Consider the following 20,350-nt stretch of genomic DNA (forward strand, 5'->3'; position numbering starts at 1 on the left):
GCACATATGAACGAGACGGCATATCCCAAAGAGGTCATGGCGGCCGTGATCGCGCACGGGCTCAAGGACGGTCAGTGGGTCGAGGTCGGTGCCAACCTTCCCGTCCCGCGCGCGGGCGCACTGCTCGGCCACCTCGCGCACGGCCCGAACATGACGGTGATGATCGCGATGACGAAGGCCTATCTGCGCGACACTCCTGTCATCGAGGAGTTCGAATTCATTACGGACGTGGGCGCGATGCGCTGGGCCGAGGCCTACTACCAGCACGATCAGCTCCTCAACAATCAGCGCCACCGAGCGAACGGGGTCTTCTTCTGCGGTGGCATCCAGATCGATCGGTTCGGCAACTCGAACATGATCGGCATCGGCGACGATCACACGAAGCTCAAGTTCCGAGGACCCGGTCCGATCGGCACGACCAACGCGACCGTCCAGAACGGCACGTGGCACCTGGTGACGAACTCGCATGACCCGCGGGTGCTGGTCGATCGCGTCGCGTACATCTCGGCGGTCGGATACGGTCGCGGCGAAGCCAATCTCCGCGAAGACCTCGGGCTGCCCAATGCGGGTCCGACGTCGATCATCACTCCGCTGTGCGTGTTCGACTTCGAGGAGGAGACCCGCAGCGCGCGGCTCAAGTCGGTTCACCCGGGCGTCGCCGTAGACGATGTCGTGGCGGCGACCGGTTTCGAGATCATCGTCCCGGAGGACGTTCCGGTCACGGATGGCCCCACGGCCGAGGAGCTGGAACTGCTCCGTTCGCGGATCGACGCGCAGGGGGCGCTGCGGAGATGACCATCCACCCGCCCGAGCTCCGGAACCTTCCGGCGTTGCTCGAACGCAACGCCGCGGAGGATCCCGAGCGCGTCTTCCTCGCCCATCCGGGTGGCGAGATCTCACGCCGGCAGGTGTGGGAATCCGCGCAGCGAGCTGCTTCGGGATTCCTCGCGAGGGGTCTTGCGCCTGGGGACAGAGTCGGGATCATGCTCGACAACGGTCCCGAGTTCGTCTCGGCGTGGTTCGGTCTCGCGACAGCAGGCATCGTCGAGGTGCCGCTCAACCCTGCGATGGGCAGCGAACGGCTCCTCCATGCGCTGCGTAACTCCGCGGTAGCCGGCGTCGTGACCGACGTTCGCTACGTCGAGCAGTTCGACGCCCTTCGAGCCGAGCTCCCCTCCCTTCGCCTCCTCGTCACGGTGGGGGGCGACGCCGACATCGAGGGGATCGAGTCCGTGTCGTTCGCGACCATCGAGTCATCTGCCGCGGCCCCGCTTCCCGCCATCACGCGCGCCGACACGGTGGCGATCATGTACACCTCGGGCTCGACAGGCCCCGCCAAGGGTGTGATCCTTCCGCATGGACAGCACTACACCAACGGCTGGCAGGCCACTCGGCAAGCCGGCATCCGTCCGGAGGACCGCATCTTCGTCGTCCTGCCGCTGCATCACAATCAAGCCCAGGGTTACGGCGTGATGGCGGCGCTGGTGGCGGGGGCCGAGGTGTTCATCGCTCCGGGCTTCCGCAGGTCCACTTTCTGGCGTGAGGTGGCCGACGCTCGAGCGACCGTCTTCGTCTTCGTCGGCTCTCTGCTCGCACTGCTCGGCGCACAGGAGGGTTCGCCCGACAATTCCATCCGTGTCGCCTACGGGGCGATGGTGCCGCGCAACCTGCATCTGGAGATGGAAGAGCGATTCGGGATGCGGATCATCGACGCGTACGGCTCCACCGAGGGCACGATCCCCGTGTGGGGCGGCCTCGAGGGCGAGCACAGGGTCGGCTCGGCCGGCAAGGTCATCCCCGAGTTCGAGGTGACGATCCGCGGCGAGGGCGATGACGAGGTGCCGACCGGCGAGGTCGGCGAGATCTGCATCCGCTCCCGCGAGCCGTACTCGATGTTCCAGGGCTACTTCGCGAACTCCGAGAAGACGGTCGCGGCGTGGCGCAACTTCTGGTTCCACTCGGGCGATCGTGGGCGGTTCGACGATGACGGCAACCTGTGGTTCGAGGGGCGCATCGACGACGTCATCCGTCGCTTCGGCGAGTTCATCGCCGCCACGGAGGTCGAGGAGGCCGTGCTCACGCTCGAGGAAGTGGAGCTCGTCGCCTGCTATGGCATCGCGTCCGATGTCGTGGGGCAAGAAGTGATGGTGGCGATCGTCCTGCGCGACGGGCGCACCCTCTCGGCCGACGACGTACGTGAGCGGGTCTCGCAGATCCTCCCGAGTTTCGCGGTACCGCGATTCATCGACTTCGTGGGCGACCTGCCCATGACACCGACCGGAAAGGTCGAGAAGCACAAACTGCGCGCGCGAGGGGTGCCCGAAACGGCCTTCGACGCACGTCGCGTACGTGAAGGAGGGAGATGAGATGTACTTCAGCACCGCTGTGAGCGAAGTTGTCGAGGGGGAGGTGAACCTCCGGGGATACTCGCTGCGCGAGATCATGTCCGAGGCGACGTACGCCGACGGCGCGTTCCTCTCGATCACGGGCCGGATCCCGACGCCGGGCGAACGGCGACTGGTCGATGCGATCCTCAACAGCCTCCTGGACCACGGCTACGTCGCCTCGACGATCACCGCCGCGCGCTATATCGCCTCGGGCAACCCGCAGTTCATTCCCGCGGTCGCGGGAGGGATTCTCGCCGCAGGGAGCAACACGCTCTCGCCGGAGCATTCTTACCACCTGCTGCAGCGCACCGCCGAGCTGCGCGGCGACGAGTCACTCGAAGTCGGAGCCGACCGGATCGTCGACGAGTACGTCGCGGCGCGCAAGCGACTGCCGGGGTTCGGTCATCCGATCCACAAGACCAGCGACTTCCGCGCGGACATCCTCTTCGAGCTCGCGGACGAGCTGGGACTCGCGGGGGAGTCGATCAAGCAGTTCCAGGCCATCCACGAGGCGTTCGTCCGCAAGACCGGTCGCACCGGCATCCCGATCAACATCGACGGTGCCTTGGCGGCCATCGGGTCGGACCTCGGCTGGTCGGCGAACCAGACGGTCGCGTTCGCCGTACTTTCGGTCCTCCCCGGTCTCATGGCGCACGTGATCGAGGAGATCGAGCAGAACCGACCCCTCCGATACATCCAAGACGGCGAGTACATCGGCTCGCCGATGACCGAGCATCTCGCCACCACCGCAGCAACGACAGGAGCCTGACATGGGACTTGACGACAACACCGTTCACTGGGACCGCGTCCAGCAGGGCGTGGAGCGCGCCGACGGCCGCTTGATCTGGAGGCCGTACGGCTTCCCCGAGATCATCGATCCCTCGCACTCCTACTTCCACGAGGGCGAGATCCAGCCCAAGTGGAACGTGCCCGACAAGATCGTCGTCCAGAGCGCGATCACCGGCGCGTTCTACACGCGGAACGCGAATCCGAACCAGCCCATCACGACGGAGGAGATCCTCAAGGACGCCCAGGAGTGCGCACGTGCGGGCGCCAGCGCGATCCACCTGCACATGCGAGGCGACAACGGGTACAACGTGCTCGACCGCGATCGCTTCAAGGCGGTCGTCAACCCTCTCCGCGAGGAGTTCGCCGGCATCTCGGTCGACGGCTGCTACGTCACCGCCCTCAAGGGCGAGTGGGACGAGATGAAGCTCGCGCTGGACGACAACATCCTCGACGGCGTGCCCGTGAACACGGCTGTGCTCTACAACGGCGACGCCCTCTTCGCGAAGCCCGCACCGTTGATGATCGAGAAGACGCGACTCATCCTGGAATCCGGCGCCGCGCCGATCGTCGCGGTGTACACCGACGCCGACGTGAACAACGCCGAGCGATTCCTGTTCCGCAGCGGTCTGCTGGGCCCCGGCCAGGTGTGGTGCGTTCTGCCCTCGATTCCGGGAGCGAGCCCCATGGAGAACCCGCACCAGATGTTCACCGGGCTCCTGCGCCTGGTCGAGCTGGTGCGCGATGTCGACCCGGAGGCGAAGATCCTCGTCTGCGCCGCCGGTCGCGCATCCGTGTTCCTCGCGACGGCAGCCGCGCTACTGGGACTGCACATCCGCGTCGGCATGGAGGACACCGTGTGGAAGTATCCGCACAAGGACGAGAAGATCACCTCGAATCTGGAGGCGTTCCTCCAGATCAAGACCATCGTCGAGGCACTCGGCCGCGAGGTGGCGACACCTGCCGAGTACCGGGAGATCTTCGGCGTCAAGCCTCTCGTCGGAGCGACCGCCTGACGGCGTGACACCCTCCGGTCGCGGCGCCCGCTCACGTGGCGCCGCGACCGGGACCACGCGTGCTGCCGTGCCCTGAAAGCGGATGCGATGCGCGCGGGGAACGGCGAGCGGTCCCGCTCGAGACCGCATCGGCGACGCGTACAAGACTCGAGCAATCGATGTGCGAGGAGGCACTTCATGTGTGGAACACCAGCAGGAGCCGGTTCGGGCGCCGATGTCGCAGCGTTCCTCGCATCGGTGACGGATCTCGCCACGGCTTCCGTCCCGGAGCCCGTCCATCCGGCCCCGAGCGCGGGATGAACCCCGGCCTCGGGTACCTCTTCATCCGCGCGGTGGTCGAAGAGTCCACCCACATCGTCGAATTCGATCGCTGGTACGACGATCACCTCCTCCAGGCGGTGACCAGCTTGCACGCTGCGCGCGGATGGCGCTTCTGGAGCGAGGGTGAGGAGCACGGTCGCGTCCACTACGCGACCTACGAGTTCGCTTCGCCCGCCGCCGTCGACGCTGCTCTCGAGTCCGCCGAGTTCCAGGCGCTCATCGGCGACTTCACCGCCCGTTGGGGTGAGAGCGTCCGCCGCATCCGCTCACGCGTGTCCGTCGTCCGCACGGTCGGCTGACGCGAACGGATGTCCTCGCCGCAACGCGCTTCGAACTCATCGGCGGTGTGGTGGCGTCTGTGCGTCGGGCTGGTGTGCTTCGCCTTCGTCCTGCGCGCCCCGTTCGTCGCTGTCGCCCCGATCGCCGGCGACATCGGCGCGGATCTGAACTGGGATGCCGCGACCGTCGGTCTGCTCACCGGGCTGCCTGCACTCTGCTTCGCCGTGCTGACCCCGTTCGCCGCGCGCGCCGTCGGCCTGCTCGGACCGAACCTGGCGATCTCCACGACGATCTTGGGGGTGGGGATAGGCGTCATCGTCCGGTCCTCGGGTGACACCGCTGCAGCGCTCGTCGGCACGATCCTCATCGGCGCCTTCATCGCGGTCGGGAACATCGCCGTCCCCGTGGTCGTCCGTCGAGACGTAGCGCCGGACCGTGTCGACGTGACCTCCGGCATGTTCACCGCGGCTCTCAACCTCGGGAGCATGATCACCTCGGCCCTGACAGCGCCCCTCGCTCTTCTGTGGGGCTGGCGGGTCGCCCTGGCGTTCTGGTGCGTCCTCGTGGTCCTCGCCGCGGTGACCTGGATCCTTGCGGTCGGGCTGCGCCCCGCGTTCCGGCGTCGTGCGGTCCGGTTCGCATCGCCGGGACCGAACGCGTGCCCGCGGACCAACGCGAGTCCACGGCCGGCCTCGCGCGGCTGGTGGTGGCATCGCACCGCTGTCACGCTCGCCCTCGCGTTCGCCGGACAGTCCTTCGTCTACTTCGGCCTGACGGCCTGGCTTCCCGCGATCCTGAGGGAAGAGGTCGGAATGACACCGATCGGGGCGGGCGCTGCAGCCGGCGTTCTGCAGATCGCGGCGGTCCCCGGTGCGCTCGTCGCACCGTGGCTGCAGAGGCGGCTGGGGATGTTCGGCGCACTCCTGGCGCTCGAAGCGCTGTACGTCATCGGTCCCGTGGGATTGCTCGTGGCTTCCGAAAGCTGGGCCGTGTGGATGAGCCTGAGCGGATTCGCACAGGGCGGCGGGTACACCCTGCTGTTCACTCTCGTCGTACGGGTGTCCAGAGACGAAGATCAGGTACGGGTTCTCGCCGCAGTCACGCAGGGCATCGGCTACGTCGCCGCAGCGTCGGCGCCGTCGCTGATCGGCGCACTGTGGTCGACGAGCGGCGCGTGGACCGCCCCGCTCGTCGTGTTCATCGGCGCCGCGGTGGTCTGCGCCGTCAGCGCCGTGCTGTCGGTCGCAATCGCCGGGGAGCATGGGCGTTTTCCGCCCGCCCGCGGTCATCCGGCCTGACCCCGCCATGCTTCCTGATTGGTAGCGTCGCATGCATTATTATCGGCGGATAAATGCATTGGCCGCAGGAGCGGTGCGCTCGATACTGGATCCAGACATGCACGGGTTCGTCGACAAAGGTGAGGGGGCCCAGATGCCCAGCGCGATCGCAACGAGCGAGGCCATCGTCGCCCTGTCCTGCCTCGAGTGGGGTGTAAAGAGCTCGCTGCGCGAGTACGTCCGCGGCCTCGACGACGGTCGCATCGAGTGGGATGCCCCGGCGACGGAGGCACGATTCCCCTGCATGAGGGTCGGGCGCGAGGCGGACCCCGACGCGTACGTCTTCGTCGCGGACGGGGCGGTGCGATACTTCGCGCACGGCGGGCTGATGGACATCACCCTCCGGGACATCACCGTGCGCGTCGTAGGCGACGTCCTGACGGTGAGCGTGGCCGAGCAGCATCGTGCCGGGTCGATCGTCATCGCCGAGCAGGACGGGGTCGAGCGTCGCATCGCGGACCGCGAGCTCGTCATCACCGGCGACGCTCCGCGACTCACGAGCCGCGGAGTAGCGCTGCTGGGCAGTGTGTACCCGCGCGGCACCGAGCTCGATCCCCTGCGGATCGTGATCGCCCGCTGACCCGGCGGCGCCGCCGTCCACGAACACGACGAAAGGACAGGGATGTCTGCGTTGAACGATCTCGATGAGAAGCTGCTCGACCCGCGCTGGTACCGCACGGACGCCTACCTCGAGGGGTTCCAGCGGCTTCGTGACGAGGACCCGGTGCACTGGACCGAGGACGCCCGATACGGCAAGGACTTCTGGGCCGTCACCCGCCACGACGATCTCGAGGAGTTGCTGCTCAACGATCGTGACTTCAGCAATCGCCGTGACGTGCATGTTCCGCGCTCGCCGAAGCGGATGACACCCGAGGAGCGCCACGCGCAGGGGTTCGACGTGCTCATGCCCTTCCTCGACAATCCGATGCACGACGTCTATCGACGACCGTTCAACCGTCACTTCAGCAAGCCGGCGATCGGCAAGCTCCGTCAGCTCACCGATGACACCATCGACGGAATCCTCGACGAGTTGGCGGAGACGGGCATCGACGAAGCGGTCAACGGGTTCGCGCTGTCGGTGTCGACACGGGTCGTCCTGCACTGGTACGGGGTCCCCGACGAGGATTGGGCGAAAGTCCAGCGCGCTGTGTACGCCAGCGGGCGCGGGTTCGTTCCCAGCACGGAGGACGAACGCTCCGAGAACGATCACAACGGCATCTGGGACTACTCGCGTCAGCTGGCTGCGGACCGGATGAAGGCGCCCAAGGAAGACTTCCTGTCCGCAGTGGTCAGCACCAAGGTCGACGGCGAGCCGATGAGCCTCCACGAGGCGACCGCGACGATCTTCATCCTCCTCGAGGGAGCGGTCGGCAACACGCGCAACGCCTTGGCCTACGGGCTGTGGCTGCTGCTGGCGAACCCCGACCAGGCGGAGCTGCTCCGGACGAATCCCGAGCTCATGAACAGCGCGGTCGACGAAGTGATCCGGCATGCCGCGAACTCTCCGACCCGCCTTCGGGTGGCCAATCGCGACCTCGAATTCGGCGGTCAGGAGATCCGCTTCGGGGACTGGATGGTGGGTTTCACGAAGTCTGCGAACTTCGACGAGCGGCGCTACGACTCGCCGATGACGTTCGACATCACCCGGAACGACGGACCGGGCATCACGTTCGGCTCGGGCGTGCACAACTGCCTCGGTCGGCACCTCGCTCGACTGGAGATGTCCGTGGCGTTCTCCAAGCTCTACGAACGCTTCATTCCCGAGTTCGCAGGGGACGTCGTCTGGGGGAACGACTCTCCCGGAGCACGTCTCCTCGCCGAGATGCCGATGACCCTTCGCGCCCGCTGACCGGGCGCCGAACAACCTCACACGAGAGAGCCACCAATGGGCACCGTTCACATGAAGCTCGCCGCAGGCGGCGAACAGGACATCGACGTCACTGACGGCGAGACGATCATGCGCGCCGCGACGCGTCAGTCGGTTCCCGGGATCGAAGGCGAATGCGGCGGTGAGATGAGCTGCGCGACGTGCCACGTCTACATGCATGCCCCGTGGAAGGAGATGGTCCGCTCGGCCTCCGAGGACGAAGAGGACCTGCTGTCAGCGGATGACAACGCCACCGACGACAGCAGACTGAGCTGTCAGATCAAGATGAAGCCGGAACTGGACGGTATGGAACTTCACGTCGTCAACTTCGACTGAGGATCGGCCAGTTCAGCGGGTCGCGAGGACTCCACGGTTCACCTAGATCATGGTGACGGTGACGGTGGCGTAGCGCGCGCCCCTGCGCTCTCCCTCATGTCGTCGCGGGCCAAAGCCTTAGCGAGCGCCTGCGTGAGCAGTCGCATGGCGCCGTTGCTCGCTCCGTACGCGAACGGAACCCGAGTAGCCGACCTCGGCCTCGACGGAGGTGCTGTTGAAGATTCATCCGCCGCTCGACGTTCCCAACGCCGCTGCCGCGACCTGCGTCCGCAGGAAAGCGGACTGAAGTCCAGGACGAAGTCGAACTCTCTATCGAACACCGTGAGCGGATCTCCGCTCGGCATGACGCCGGTGGCCTTTGCCAGGACGTCGAATCCTCGCAACCACTTGCCCGCCGACTTCTGCCCGTCCCGAACCTGGTTCGATTGCTGACGTCTACGGTGAATGCCCTCGCCCGATCTCCGAACTCCCGAGTGCGGAGCGTTGGCGCTCTGTGGAGAAGGAGCTTGAGCCCGCCATCAGGCGGGATTGGCGACCGCATTAGTCGCAAATCAGGTCGCCGTCGGCGCTGATCCGATGTTCGTCAGGAAGCGACTGGACGCGGTTCGCGCGAGTCATGCCGGTCTCGTGCCGGTGGGATCGCGCGCCGACCCAGCCCCCCGAGCCCTTGAGCACGTATGGCCTGGTCCGAGGGATCCTGGGCTAATCGACCGCCGCGGTGGAGGCTGCTAATGAGGTGACCCCCAAGTGACCCCGAGTGGTGCGAGATTACTGAGGGGCGAAGAGCGTGGAGTGTGTGCAGTGCCGCGCGAGCGGCCGTGACACGAGAAAAGAGACCAGATCAGAGGAATATATCCGCGTAGTCACGCGGTAGAATGGGCTGGTCGACGGCACCTCGACAACTTGGTCTCCTGACCCTGCTAAGGTGGAGTCCTCGTAAGGGGACCGAGGGTTCAAATCCCTCCGTCTCCGCTCGAAATCCTCGGCTTACCGGGGATTTTCGTGTTCGTGCCTGTGCTGCCGAAGAAGCTACCGGATGAGAAACCTCAGACCGTGTCGCCGGGAATCAACGACAGAAACGCGGGCGTGGAAGCGGGTAGCGGGGCGCCGGCGCCCAGCGCCTTAAGGAGGCTGGCCACGCCGGCGCTCGCGGCAGCCACGATGTCGTATTCGATCGTGGTCAGACGCGGCAGGGCGATTCTCGAAAGGTCGCTGCGGTCCATCCCGATGACGGCGACGTCGCGAGGAACCTCGAGGCCGCGGACACGTGCCGCCGCGAGCAGAGACATCGCGACGTCGTCGTTGTAGCACGCGACCGCGATGCCCGGTGTGGTCAGCGCGTCCAGTGCGGAGAGCGCCGAATCGAGGTCGATGGACACATCGATGACCTGGGGGTCGTCCAGTCCGCGCTCGTGGGCGACGTCCCGGATGCCTTCCTCGCGGGCGAAGCCGAACGGATCCTGGCGTTCATCGCGCAGGTGGGCGAAAGCGAGACGTCGGTGGCCCGCGTCGACGAGCGTCAATCCCTGCATGCGCCCGATGGCCCTGTTGTAATCCACCGCCGACACGCTCGGTGGGTCGACGGCGAGCACGTTGCGACGACGGAGGACCTCCTGCTCCGCCGATGTGAACGGCGTGAGCGAGAACACCGCTGCGGGCTTCATGCCGGCGATCATCCTGTCGAGGGTGGACGCAGCCGACCCGGACATCCGCAGCACGAGCGTGTAGCCGTGGTCGGCGAGCGTGACGGTCATCTGCTCGAAGAGGTCCTGCAGATTGCCGCCGAAGGTGGTGTGAGGCAGGAGGGCGACGACGAAGTCACTCGATCCGCGGCGGAGCGCGCGACCGGCTGCTGAGGGCTCGTAGCCGAGCGCGGCTGCGGACGCGAACACCTTGGCCGCCGTCTCTGGAGCGAAGCGTTCGGCATAGCCATTGAGGACCTGGCTGACAGTGGCGCGGGAGACGCCGGCGTGCTTTGCCACGTCGGAGCTGGTCGCATTCACCCGTGCACTCCTCTCCGTCGAAGAAAGCCTATCCGCCTCCGCGACGGTTGACACGTGATAACGATACGTGTTCTACGGAGCGTTGTCACGTGATAACGCGATCACACAACATCTACACCTCAACGGAGAGTGCACAATGTCCGACACCCGAACCGACTCTGCCGGCACCGTCGAGCCGGGCACCGTCGCCGCTGGCGCTGACCCGCAGACGGCCCTGCCGACCACCCGTAAGCTTCCGCCGTTCTTCTCGCTGCGGTTCTCGACCCGAGGTTTTGCGCTCGCCGTGAACGTGGTCGTGATGCTGCAGCTCACGTTCTACGCCACCGACATCATCGGCCTGGCGCCCGCACTGGTGGGTGGTCTGTTCCTCGCCGCGAAGATCTTCGACGGGATCACCGACCTCGTCGCCGGGTTCATCATCGACCGCACCAACACCCGCTGGGGCAAGGCTCGCCCGTACGAGCTGTTCCTCATTCCGCTGTGGCTGTTGACGATCGCCATCTTCTCGACGCCCGAAATGAACACCTTCTGGCAGGCGACATACCTGTTCGTCCTGTACGCGCTCATCAATTCCGTGTGCGCCACGTTCCTCAACGCGTCGGAGGCGGTCTACCTCAAGCGTTCGATCCGGGGTGATGTGCAGTACGCCAAGGTGTTGTCCCGTCAGGGCGTGTTCATCATCCTCGTCGCCGCGGTCGCGAGCATCATGCTCCCGCAGCTGATGGCGACGTGGGGCACCCAGCCCGGTGGATGGACTCTGATCGCCGCGGTCTACGGCATCCCGCTCATGCTCATCGGCCTCGTGCGGTTCTTCACGATCAAGGAACTGCCGGAGGACGAGACCGACCACGTGACCGAGGAGCGTCTCGGCTTCAAGGGCACGGTCAAGGCGGTGTTCGAGAACAAGTTCGTCTTCATCTTCTCGGCGATCGTGCTGCTCGCCAACATCGTCATCGGAGCGAACGCGATCGTCGGCGCCTACTTCTTCAAGTACATCCTCGGGGACCTCGGTCTGCTGTCCTTGGTGTCCCTCGGCGGCATCATCATCCCGCTGGTGTACCTGCTGTTCCCGCTCGCGGTGCGCACGATCGGAGCAATGAACTTCGTTCGCATCGGACTGGGTCTCGCCACGGTCGGCTACCTGATGGTGCTTATCGCTCCGACCTCCCTGCCGATGGTCGTCATCGGACAGCTGCTCGGCTCATTCACGACCGTGGTCACCATGCTCGTCGGCTTCTTCATGATCCAGGCCATGACCTACGGCGAATGGAAGTCCGGCAAGCGGGTGGACGCGGTGACCAACTCGATCCAGGGCTTCGCCAGCAAGGTCGGCCAGGGGCTCGCGTCGGCGATCGTGGGAATCACCATGGGGGTCGTCGGCTACAACGGGCTGCTCGACGCACAGTCCTCCGAAGCCAGCGGTGCGATCGTCAGCCTGTACTCGCTGATGCCGTTGATCGTCACGGTTGCGATGTTCGGCCTCAGCTACCTCTACAAGGTCGAGAAGCACCTGCCGGCCATCCAGGACGACCTCGCTGCGGGCGTCCACTCCGACACCAGCACGATCAAGATCTGACCGTCCGGGCGGCGGGAGCCACATGTCCCGCCGCCCGTCCCGAGTCTCGACACCCGCGAATGAGAGCGACGCATGACCTCCTTCCCCGATGAATTCCTTTGGGGTGCCTCGACTGCGCCCCACCAGATCGAAGGCAACAACACCAACAGTGACTGGTGGGCCCGCGAAGGCATGATGCCCGGCATGGAGCTCAGTGGTGACGCCGTCGACAGCTACCACCGGTACTCCGAAGACATCGCCCTGCTCGCTCGAGCGGGCCTCAACACTTACCGCTTCGGGATCGAGTGGGCGAGGATCGAGCCGCGTCAGGGCAGTTTCTCGCGCGCAGAACTGGCCCACTATCGGCGCATGATCGACGCGTGCCTGGCCGCGGGGGTCACGCCGGTCGTCACCCTGAATCACTTCAGCGTTCCTGCGTGGTTCGCGCAGGATGGCGGTTGGGCTTCGCCCCAGGCGGTGGAGCGCTTCAGCGCCTACGTCGAGAAGGTGACGGAGATCCTCGACGGGGTGGAATGGGTCGTCACCATCAACGAGCCGAACATGCTCGCGATGATGACCATGGTGATGGAGGCCATGCGATCGGGCGCTGCCCCCGACTGGCAGAGCCCGACGGTCGAGGCAGACTCCGACCGGGATCGCATCGCCGCCGCTCTGCCGGTGCCCACCGTCAGTCACGCTGCACCACTGATCGCCGCGCATCACGCCGCACGCGACATCCTCCGCGCGCGCACGTCGGCGAAGGTGGGGTGGTCGATCGCCAACGGCGCGTTCTATGCCGATCCGCAGGACGAGCAGAAGCTTGTCGAAGTTCGCTACGCCTACGAAGACGTCTACCTCGAGGCATCCCGCGGCGACGACTTCGTCGGCGTGCAGTCCTACTCAGCGCAGCGTGTCGATCAGAACGGGCTCGTGCCTCATCCCGATCATCCCGACAACACCATGGTGGGCACCGCGTATCGCCCCGACGCACTTGCGACCGCCGTCCGCCACGCCGCCGCCGTCTCAGGCGTGCCCGTGCTGGTGACCGAGAACGGCATCGCCACACCCGATGACACGCGGCGCGTCGCCTACACCGCAGAGGCCCTCCTGCACCTCGAAGAGGCCATGCGCGAAGGCGTGGACGTCCGCGGATACCTCCATTGGTCGCTGCTGGACAACTACGAGTGGGGTCACTGGGGGCCGACTTTCGGTCTCATCGCCGTCGACCGCGAATCGTTCGTGCGCACACCGAAACCGAGCCTGGCCTGGCTGGGTGCGATCGCGCACAGCAACGGTGCCGAACTTTCCACCACCGCTGAAGAGGCGCAGATCTGAACCATGAGCACCACCCGATTCCACGATGGCTGGACTTTCACACGCACGCCGGAGGGTGACGCAGCTCCGGTCTTCCTCCCGCACGACGCGATGATCGGCGAAGAGCGGGCGGCGGATGCTGCGACCGAGGGTCACGGCGGCTTCTTCCCCGGCGGCACCTATCGGTACACCAAGACGTGGCACGTTCCAGCCGATGCCGCGACCACCCGATACTCGCTTCTGTTCGAGGGTGTGCAGGGAGACACCCGCGTCCTGCTCGACGGTCTCGAGGTCGCCGCCTGCCGAAACGGCTACCGGGAGTTCGCCGCACCCCTCACCGGCGCCCGACCGGACGCGGATGCCCTGATAGAGGTGCTGGTCGACAAGTCCGACGTGCCGACCGACCGCTGGTACAGCGGCGCCGGCATCTACCGACCGGTGTGGCTCGAGGCGGTCGGAGCGGCGCGGATCGCCCGCGACGGCCTCCGGATCGTCACCGTCACAGCCGGCGAGGATGCCGAGGTCGACGTGTTCATAGACGTCGACGGCATCGATGACCGTGGTGCCGTGGCCACCCTGGAGCTCTCGCTCGACGGCGCGCTCGTCGTGGAGGCGGAGACGCCGATCCTCGCGACCGGACACGGAGAACTTCGTGTCACCGTGCCGGCTGCACGACTGTGGTCAGCTGAATCCCCCACGCTTTACGACGTCAGGGTGGCGCTCGTGTCCGATGGTGTGACACGGGATGAGCGATCCTCGCGCATCGGCCTGCGTACGATCGCCATCGACCCGCAACACGGCCTGCGCATCAACGGCCGCAGCGTGCTGCTGCGCGGGGCTGCGGTGCACCATGACAACGGCATCCTCGGCGCTGCCACCTACGCCGGTGCCGAGCACCGCCGCGCTCGCGCGCTGAAAGATGCCGGCTACAACGCGATCCGCAGCGCTCACAACCCGTTGTCGCGCCACTTCCTCGACGCCTGCGACGAACTCGGACTCTACGTCATGGATGAGCTCACCGACGTGTGGTTCGCGCGCAAGACGGCCAGCGACGGTTCTGCCCGCTTCCGTGACGAGTGGCGCGAGGATGCCGACTCGATGATCGCGAAGGACCGCAACCGGCCCTCGGTGATCATGTACTCGATCGGCAACGAGATCGCCGAAGCCGCCACCGCCGAAGGCGCAGCACTGGCCCGCGACATCCACGCGTACGTTCACGACGCCGACCCGACCAGGCCCACGACCCTCGCTGTCAATCCTCTCCTGGCGATGATGTCGACGAAGGCGGCGGCAGCGAAGGCCAAGGCCGCAGCCAAGGGCGGTACCGACGGGAGCGGAGAGAGCGCACCGCCCGAGCGAAAAGAGGCGACGAGCACGGCGGCGAACATGATCACCGCCAAGCTGGGTCGGCTGATGGTGGGCGCCTCACTGCTCCCCGCTGCAGACAAAGCCACGCGGGACGCCTTCGCGGCGGTCGACATCGCCGGATACAACTACGCGTACGCCAGCTACCCCGGCGCCCGCAGGCGCTACCCGGATCGGGTGATCGTCGGCACCGAGTCCATGCCCGGCGACCTCCCCGCGATCTGGAAGCGCGTCACGAAGGTTCCCGGTGTCATCGGCGACTTCAATTGGACCGGATGGGACTACCTGGGCGAAGTCGGCCTCGGCTACTGGAGCTACGGAGACGAGGTCGGCGGCATCAGCAAGCCCTACCCAGGCATCCTCGCCGGCGCCGGCGTCTTCGACATCACCGGCAACCCAGGCGCTCTTCTGCACCTAGCCCAGGCCGTCTGGCAGATCACGGAATCGCCCGGCATCGCCGTGCGGCCGCTGGACAAGGTGGCACAGCGCGCGAACAAGACCCCCTGGTTGTCGACCGACGCAGTGTCGAGCTGGTCGTGGGGAGCATTGCGCGGTACGGCTGAGATCGAGGTCTACTCCCATGCCGATCACGTCGAGCTGCTGCTCAACGGACGCTCCCTGGGGCGTAAGCGCGCCGGAGCGGCGAAGTCCTTCGTCGCCCGGTTCCGCACGTCGTATGAGCCTGGTGAACTGACGGCTGTCGCCTACCGCGCCGGCGCCGAGATCGGGCGGTCGACCTTGCGCAGCGCTTCGTCTGTGGCGCTTCACCTCCGTGCCGACGAGTCCGCTGGAGTGGACGAACTGACCTTCGTCCAGATCGAACTCGGCGACCCTGAGGGCACTGTCGACTCGGCGACGACCGACGTCATCACCGTGTCGATCGACGGGCCGGGCGAGCTGGCCGGGCTTGGAAGCGCCCGACCCGTCACCGACGAGAGCTACTCCAGCGCGACGCACACGACCTTCCGAGGGCGGGCGCTCGCCGCGATCCGCCGCACGGCCGACGTCGGTGAGATCGTGGTGACCGCCCGCAGCACGCATCACGGCGACGCGACGGTCATCCTCTCGCCCGCAGCTCGTCCCAACCCATTGAATGCCGCGGGGATTCTGACGTGACGACGCTCGAAGAACAGGCAGCGCTCGGCAGCGGAGCGTCTTTCTGGAAGACGAAAGGCGCTCCCGGCCTCCCGGGTATCGTGCTCTCGGACGGCCCGCACGGCGTGCGTGCCCAAGACGCAGCGGTTGACCACGTCGGTATCGCCCCCAGTCAGCCCGCCACCTGCTTCCCGCCTGCAGCCGGACTCGCGCAGTCGTGGGACCCCGACCTCGTCGCGCGCGTCGGTCGGGCACTGGCGGCGGAGGCGAGAGAGTACGGCGTCGGTGTACTGCTCGGCCCCGGGATCAACATCAAGCGCGACCCTCGTGCGGGGCGCAACTTCGAGTACTTCTCCGAAGACCCACATCTGACGGGGGTGCTCGGCGCTGCGTGGGTCACGGGTCTGCAGTCGGGAGGTGTCGGAGCCTCGGTGAAGCATTTCGCCGCGAACAACTCCGAGACCGACCGGATGCGGTCCGACTCGGTGGTCGACGAGCGCACGCTGCGCGAGATCTACCTGCGCGGTTTCGAGAAGGTCGTCCGCGAGGCGAAGCCGTGGACCGTGATGGCGGCGTACAACCGGGTGAACGGCGAGTACGCCTGCGAGAATCGTTGGTTGCTGACGGATGTCCTGCGCAGTGAATGGGGCTTCGACGGGGTGGTCCTCAGCGACTGGGGTGCCGTCGACGATCGCGTCTCCTCGGTGGCAGCCGGCATGGATCTCGAGATGCCCGGTGGCCACGCCGTATCCGATAGCGCGGTGGTCACGGCCGTCGAGGCAGGGGTCCTGGATGCCGCGGACGTTGCGAAGGCCGCTGCGAACGTGACCCGCCTCCTCGAGCATTCGCGGGATGCCTCGGCAACCCGCGCTCCGGCCGTTGATTTCGACGCCCATCACGCACTCGCACGCGAGGCCGCCGCACGCAGCACGGTGCTGCTCAAGAACGACGGCGGTCTCCTGCCCCTGGCCCCACACGGACGCATCGTCGTCATCGGCGAGTTCGCTCGAGCGCCCCGGTTCCAGGGCGGCGGCAGCTCGCACGTCAATGCGATCCGTGTCGATATCCCGTTCGACGAGATCCGGGAGCTCGCGCCCGCAGCCGAACTCACCTTCGCCGCAGGCTTCGGTGTGTCGGGCGACGCCGCCGCGCTGCGTGAGGAGGCTGTCATCGCGGCGCGCGCGTCGGACGCGGCGATCGTGTTCCTCGGCCTGGGCGAGCACGACGAGTCTGAAGGCTTCGACCGCGCCGACATCGAGATCCCGGGTGACCAGATCGAACTCCTCCGTGCCGTCGTCGCCGCTCAACCTCGCACTGTGGTCGTTCTCAGTCACGGTGGCGTGGTTCGCCTGGCTGAGATCGAGCGGTCGGCTCCCGCGATCGTGGACGGTGCCTTGGGCGGCCAGGCGTTCGGTGGAGGCGTCGCCGACGTGCTCTTCGGTGTCGTGAATCCGTCGGGCCGTACCAGCGAGACCGTTCCGCAGCGTCTCGAAGACGTCCCGGCATTCCTGTCCTTCCCCGGGGGCGGGTCCGAGGTGCGCTACACCGAAGGAGTCTTCGTCGGCTACCGGTGGTACGACGCGCGCGATCTGAACGTCACATTCCCTTTCGGCCACGGACTGTCCTACACATCCTTCGCCTACCGGGATCTCGCTGTCGACGTTGTCGACGGTGCCTTGCGTGTTGCGGTCACCGTCGACAACACCGGTGCTCGGGACGGACGCGAAGTCATCCAGGTATACGTCGGCAAGCAAGGATCCGGCATTCCCCGTGCACCTCGTGAGTTGAAGGCCTTCGCGCACATCGCGATCGCCGCCGGTGCATCCGAGACAGTCGTCTTCGACATTCCGCGCGCCGACCTCGCCTACTGGGACGAGAGCGTCTCGGCATGGGTCGTTGAAGACGGTGACCACGACGTATCGGTCGGGGCATCGAGTCGCGACATCCGCGTCACAGGTGGTGCGGAGCTCGTCGGCGATGACATCCCTCGCCCGTTGACCGAGCGATCGACGCTCGGAGAGCTGATGCAGCATCCCGTCGCCGGCCCGATGATCGCCTCGATGGGGGCGCGCCAGACCAGCCACGGGGCGAGCAACGACGATGCGATGGGCAGTGATACGGCGAAGATGATGGCGCAGATTCCCCTCAATCGCATGATCGCGTTCAGCGGCGGGCAGATCGGCCAGGAACAGATTGCCGGACTACTGGCGATGGCCGACGCCGACGGGAGCGGGCAGTGACCGCCGAAGAGAACGAAGTGAGGAAGGATGCCGAGGCGGTCGATCGGGCAGCCGTCGTCGCCCGGCACAGAGTGATCCTGGATTGCGCGGACCCCGAGAACGTTGTGTCGCTGGGCAACGGTGACTTCGCCTTCAACGCCGACCTCACCGGCATGCAGACCTTCACCGCGTTCCACGACCCGGTCGTCGGCCAGCGTGAGGGCCGGACGGTCGTGAACACGGCGACGATGACGTCGTGGGGGTGGCACTCGATGCCCAATCCGTATGGCTACGCCCTCGCTGACGCGATGACGACGTACGAGACGGCCCGCGGCCCGGTCAGCTACCCCGACAAGCACGACATGATGGGCGCGATGGCGGGACAGGTGAGCGAGGACTTCCTGCCCGGTGCGTGGCTGAACGCGAACCCGCAGCGTCTCGACCTCGGCCGGATCGGCCTCGAGTTGCGCAGCGATCCGGGAGCAGACTGCGAGACCGACCCGGACGTGCTGGCCGAGCCCCGGCAGGAGCTCGACCTGTGGACCGGTGTGCTCACGAGCGAGTTCACGTACGCGGGCGAGCGGGTGCGGGTCGAAACCGTCGGCGCCGCAGACGGTGCGGTCGTCGGGTTCCGCATCGGAACCGGTCTTCTCGAGACCGGAAGAGCGAAGGTCGTGATCCGCTTCCCGTACGCGAGCGATGCGTTCTTCGCCACGGACGACTGGTCTGCCGTCGACGCGCACCGCAGCGATCTGACCTCCGAGGCTGACGGGACGGGCCGCATCAGCAGGACCCTCGACGAGACCCGATACGTCACCGACATCTCCGTGACCGACGGCTCGGTCGTCAGCGGCGACTCCGCCCACCACTTCGTGCTCGAGACCTCGGCAGAGCAGATCGACGTCGTCGTCCGCTTCTCGACCACCGACGACGACGAGCCGATGCCGTCGTTCGACGAGGTTCGCACATCATCCGTCGAATCCTGGGAGGCGTTCTGGCTCAGCGGTGCGGCGATCGACCTCTCAGGCAGCACCGACCCGCGCGCGCCCGAACTCGAACGCCGCGTCGTCCTGTCGCAGTACCTCACTCGCGTTCACTCCGCAGGTCACCTGCCTCCGGCGGAGACGGGCCTGGTCACCAACTCGTGGCAGGGGAAGTTCCACCTCGAGATGCACCTCTGGCACGGCGCGCACTTCGCAGCGTGGGGGCGACCGGATCTTCTCGAACGCAGCCTTGCGTGGTACCGCACGATCCTCGAACAGGCACGCGAGACGGCCGCCCGTCAGAATTACCCGGGCGCCAGATGGCCCAAGCAGACCGGCCCCGCAGGGGAGGAGTCGCCCAGTGACATCGGATCCCTGCTCGCCTGGCAACAGCCCCACATCCTCCACCTGCTCGAATCGGTGTGGAGCGCGTCGTCGGACTTCGACCGGCGGCGGCTGCTGGACGATTACGCAGAGATCGTATGCGAGACGGCGACCTTCATGGCAGCGTTCGCAGAGGAGCGTGCGGGCGCCTTCCATCTCGGCCCGCCGATCATGCCGGCGCAGGAGTTCTACGACCCCCGTGCGACGACGGACCCGACGTTCGAACTCGCCTACTGGTGGTGGGGGCTCGAGATCGCCCAGCGGTGGCGAGAACGTGCGGGCCTCGCGCGAGACGACCACTGGGCCCGTGTGCAGGATGGACTCGACGCACCGTACGTGGATGGAGGCCGCTATGCCGCGGTCGCGTCGAGGGAACCGCTCCGACGAGACGACCACCCATCTCTGCTGATGGCCCTGGGTGTCGTCCCAGACACCCCGCTCATCGATCCTGAGATCATGCGCGCGACGTTGGCCGACGTCTGGGACTCGTGGGAATGGCCGACGGCGTGGGGGTGGGACTTCCCTGCAATGGCGATGACTGCCGCGCGTTTGGATGAGCCGTCACTCGCCCTCGACGCGCTCCTGCGACCCGAGAGCAAGAACCGGTTCACCGCGGTGGGCCACAATCCGCAGATGGGGAGCGTGCTCCCTCTCTACCTGCCGGCCAATGGTGGGCTCCTGCTCGCCGTCGCACTGCTGGCCGAAGCGGGCTGCTTCGATGCTTCTGGATGGCACGCGACGCATGAGGGCTTCGTCCCCGCGACTCAAGGCGTCGGATTCGACGCACGTCGCACCCGCCGGGAACCGCCGCGTGAACCCGCCGCACCCGACGCGTCGCTCCCGCTATCGGCTGAGTCGACGATCGGCGAGTGGCTCGATCACCCCGTGGGGGGCGTGATCCTCGAAGGTCTCCTGTCGCGATCGGGCGCCACATCGTCGAGCCTGTCACCGTTGCGCGGCGCTCCCCTCACCCAACTGGTCGCGATGAGCGGCGGCGCCCTGAACGAATCGATGATCGACGGCTTGGTCGAGGCCGCCCATGCAGTCGCCGCGGCTGAACCTGCACTCTGAGCGCGACCTCGCGATCGGCCACCGACCACTGC

At 66.6% G+C, this 20,350-nt stretch carries 15 protein-coding genes; 14 read left to right on the forward strand and 1 reads right to left on the reverse strand.

Translation table 11 applies throughout. The features are described 5' to 3' along the window. Positions 1-6: 6 nt before the first annotated feature. From MA876_RS09385 to MA876_RS09425, 9 genes are all read left to right on the forward strand, one after another. Entirely contained in the window at positions 7-795 is a 789-nt protein-coding gene (locus MA876_RS09385) for a CoA-transferase (RefSeq protein ID WP_248148104.1), read from the forward strand. Continuing rightward, positions 792-2,366, forward strand: a complete 1,575-nt coding sequence (locus MA876_RS09390; RefSeq protein ID WP_248148106.1) for an AMP-binding protein — start codon at positions 792-794, stop codon at positions 2,364-2,366. The genes MA876_RS09385 and MA876_RS09390 overlap by 4 nt, the downstream gene beginning before the upstream one ends. A 1-nt stretch (position 2,367) precedes the next feature. Continuing rightward, complete coding sequence (locus MA876_RS09395) at positions 2,368-3,156, forward strand: citryl-CoA lyase (protein ID WP_248148108.1); 789 nt, start codon at positions 2,368-2,370, stop codon at positions 3,154-3,156. Position 3,157: 1 nt separating this feature from the next. Then, the gene (locus tag MA876_RS09400; RefSeq protein ID WP_248148110.1) at positions 3,158-4,189 is read left to right on the forward strand and encodes a 3-keto-5-aminohexanoate cleavage protein; all 1,032 of its coding nucleotides are present in this window, start codon (positions 3,158-3,160) and stop codon (positions 4,187-4,189) included. A 296-nt stretch (positions 4,190-4,485) separates the two neighbouring features. After that, a complete protein-coding gene (locus MA876_RS09405; RefSeq protein ID WP_248148112.1) occupies positions 4,486-4,809 on the forward strand; it encodes a hypothetical protein in 324 nt (107 codons plus the stop codon). Positions 4,810-4,818: 9 nt separating this feature from the next. After that, positions 4,819-6,087 (forward strand): MFS transporter, encoded by a 1,269-nt coding sequence (locus MA876_RS09410; protein ID WP_248148114.1) that lies wholly within the window; start codon positions 4,819-4,821, stop codon positions 6,085-6,087. A 133-nt stretch (positions 6,088-6,220) separates the two neighbouring features. Continuing rightward, positions 6,221-6,706, forward strand: coding sequence for an HtaA domain-containing protein (locus MA876_RS09415; protein ID WP_248148115.1), 486 nt, complete (start codon positions 6,221-6,223; stop codon positions 6,704-6,706). Between the two features lie 51 nt (positions 6,707-6,757). After that, entirely contained in the window at positions 6,758-7,975 is a 1,218-nt protein-coding gene (locus MA876_RS09420; RefSeq protein ID WP_248148117.1) for a cytochrome P450, read from the forward strand. A gap of 36 nt (positions 7,976-8,011) precedes the next feature. Further along, entirely contained in the window at positions 8,012-8,329 is a 318-nt protein-coding gene (locus MA876_RS09425; RefSeq protein ID WP_248148119.1) for a 2Fe-2S iron-sulfur cluster-binding protein, read from the forward strand. 1,046 nt (positions 8,330-9,375) lie between these two features. Here the strand turns inward: MA876_RS09425 and MA876_RS09430 are convergent. After that, positions 9,376-10,311, reverse strand: a complete 936-nt coding sequence (locus MA876_RS09430; RefSeq protein WP_248148121.1) for a LacI family DNA-binding transcriptional regulator — start codon at positions 10,309-10,311, stop codon at positions 9,376-9,378. Between the two features lie 157 nt (positions 10,312-10,468). On the opposite strand from MA876_RS09430, the gene MA876_RS09435 reads away from it, so the two are divergent. The 5 genes from MA876_RS09435 (at position 10,469) to MA876_RS09455 (ending at position 20,318) form a co-directional block, all read left to right on the forward strand. Then, a complete protein-coding gene (locus MA876_RS09435) occupies positions 10,469-11,908 on the forward strand; it encodes an MFS transporter (RefSeq protein ID WP_248148123.1) in 1,440 nt (479 codons plus the stop codon). A gap of 72 nt (positions 11,909-11,980) precedes the next feature. Further along, a complete protein-coding gene (locus tag MA876_RS09440) occupies positions 11,981-13,222 on the forward strand; it encodes a glycoside hydrolase family 1 protein (protein ID WP_248148125.1) in 1,242 nt (413 codons plus the stop codon). A gap of 3 nt (positions 13,223-13,225) precedes the next feature. Then, complete coding sequence (locus MA876_RS09445) at positions 13,226-15,682, forward strand: glycoside hydrolase family 2 TIM barrel-domain containing protein (protein ID WP_248148127.1); 2,457 nt, start codon at positions 13,226-13,228, stop codon at positions 15,680-15,682. Beyond that, complete coding sequence (locus tag MA876_RS09450; RefSeq protein ID WP_248148129.1) at positions 15,679-17,901, forward strand: glycoside hydrolase family 3 C-terminal domain-containing protein; 2,223 nt, start codon at positions 15,679-15,681, stop codon at positions 17,899-17,901. Before MA876_RS09445 ends, MA876_RS09450 begins: the two co-directional genes overlap by 4 nt. Continuing rightward, positions 17,898-20,318 carry a hypothetical protein gene (locus MA876_RS09455; RefSeq protein ID WP_248148131.1) on the forward strand — a complete coding sequence of 807 codons (2,421 nt, stop codon included), beginning with the start codon at positions 17,898-17,900 and terminating at the stop codon, positions 20,316-20,318. The genes MA876_RS09450 and MA876_RS09455 overlap by 4 nt, the downstream gene beginning before the upstream one ends. The last annotated feature ends 32 nt before the right edge of the window (positions 20,319-20,350 follow it).

This window comes from Microbacterium aoyamense, assembly GCF_023155855.1.
Lineage (GTDB): Bacteria > Actinomycetota > Actinomycetes > Actinomycetales > Microbacteriaceae > Microbacterium > Microbacterium aoyamense.